Source organism: Chitinophaga sp. GbtcB8 (assembly GCF_019091455.1).
Classification (GTDB): domain Bacteria; phylum Bacteroidota; class Bacteroidia; order Chitinophagales; family Chitinophagaceae; genus Chitinophaga.
In genome coordinates this window covers 1-240 of record NZ_JAGXJN010000360.1, presented here as the reverse complement: position 1 = coordinate 240, position 240 = coordinate 1, and the positions used below count along the sequence as shown (strand labels likewise).

General features: G+C 38.8%; 1 protein-coding gene. It reads right to left on the bottom strand.

All coding sequences use genetic code 11. The features are described from left to right. Positions 1 to 240, bottom strand: a 240-nt coding sequence (locus KVT36_RS32095; protein WP_217607496.1) for a hypothetical protein, incomplete at both ends; no start/stop codon positions are given.

Below are 240 nucleotides of genomic sequence, written 5' to 3'. Positions count from 1 at the left end.
CCATTTAAGGCCCATCCATTGCTGCGGGCAAAGAGAAGAACCTTTATGCGGATCCATAAAAAATAATAACCCTTTCGCCAACGGCCATATAAAGTGCTCTATGTTAAGGTGCTTTATATAAGAATTAAGATGCATACGCAGGTCAACATGTAAATGTATTAAAACATTAAATATTCCGTACTCCTGGGGCCTGGCCGCTGCTGTAAATATTTGATACAAGTTAAGGAAATACTTTTGGGT